The organism is Candidatus Symbiopectobacterium sp. NZEC135 (genome assembly GCF_025962695.1).
The window spans coordinates 1-1,447 of sequence record NZ_JAGFPF010000434.1 but is presented as its reverse complement, the minus strand read 5'-3'; the positions used below and the strand labels follow the sequence as shown (position 1 = coordinate 1,447).

Sequence of the window (1,447 nt, the reverse complement as noted above, 5' to 3'; positions counted from 1 at the left end):
ACTGACCGCATCATGGCTGATTAGCAACAGCGCACAGCGATGCTGCCGCCGCCAGCGATTCAGCAGCGCAATCATGTTACGCCGCTGGGCTTCATCAAGGCCGGCAAAGGGTTCATCCAACAGGAGCAATTGAGGCCGCTTGAGCAGCACGCGAATTAACGCCACGCGTCGCCGCTGACCGCCGGACAGTTGATATGGATAGCGTTGCAGGAAGGCCTTATCCGCCGGTAAACCCAATGCGCGCAGAAACGTGACGGCGTCACTTATCGTTGCGGGCGTTTTTGCAATAAACCCCAGCAACAGTTGCTCAATGCGCTGCGTCGGCACCAACTCCTGCGCCGGATCCTGCCCCAGCCAGGCACACTGCTGCGCGCGCAGCGTCCGTAAACGCGCAGCATCAGCATCATGCACCGCACAACCGCAACAGACGATCTCCCCCGTCACCCTGCGCATGCCCGGTGCCAGTTCCCCGAGTAACGCACGCAGCAGCGTACTCTTTCCCGCCCCGCTACGCCCGACAACCGCCAAGGCGTCATCAGCAGCAAGCTGGAAGGAGACCCCTGCCAGCACCGGGTTGCCTGCGGCGTCTTCAACGCCTAATTCCGCGACCTGCAACACCGGCGATATCATCCGTGCCCCCGGCGGTCAACCGCCCGATTGATCAACATCATCACGCTGGCGATGCTGACGGCGGGCAATAACAAGGCACAGGGATTGAGTACCATCCCTTCAAGGCTTTCACGGACCATGCTGGCCCAGTCATTCCCCTGTCCGACCGCATTGATCCCAAGAAAACTGGCAGCGGAAAACAGATAAAAAGCGCCCGCCAGACGCGTTGCCCCGTCGCCCAACAGCGCCGGATACACTCCCGGCAGGATTTCACGCCGGAGCAACAGCCCGGTAGAATCGCCCGCGGCGCGGGCAACCATGACGTAATCGCTGTCCAACATAGGCTCGGCCAGCGCGCGGATAAAACGTGCGGTAAAGGGCGCGCTCAGCAGCATGATGGCAAACAGCAGCGTTAAGGGTGAGGGACCGAGCGCGTAATAGGTCATCATCACGATCAGCAATGGCGGCAACATCAGGATACTGTCTAACAACGCGGTCAATTGATACCCGCGATCGGGCAACACCAACAGCACCAGGCCCGTAACGAGCCCGGCAAGGGACGCTGCCACCGTTGCCATCAGCGAAAACAGCAGCATGGCAACACCACCGTGCAAGGTACGGCTCAGCACATCGCGCCCCAGCGCGTCAGTTCCACACCAAAACAGCGCATCCGGCGCTTGCCACGGCAATCCAACGCTACGCGCCGGATCATAAGGTGCCAAACCCGGTGCGATCAGACCGCACAGCACCACCAACAGCACCGTTTTCATGCGGTTGTGCGCCGCGTTATCAGCCTGGAAAGGATATCCGCCACCAGCCAGCACACCGCAGTATTCAG

Annotated in this window: 2 protein-coding genes; both read right to left on the bottom strand. The window is 60.7% G+C overall.

The window, feature by feature from the left end; all coding sequences use genetic code 11:
• Positions 1 to 630 (bottom strand): ATP-binding cassette domain-containing protein (locus J5224_RS27615; RefSeq protein WP_264628331.1); only part of this gene is annotated, 630 nt, incomplete at its 3' end.
• The coding region (locus tag J5224_RS27610; RefSeq protein WP_264628330.1) for an ABC transporter permease at positions 627 to 1,447 on the bottom strand (821 nt) is incomplete at its 5' end. The genes J5224_RS27615 and J5224_RS27610, both read right to left, overlap by 4 nt.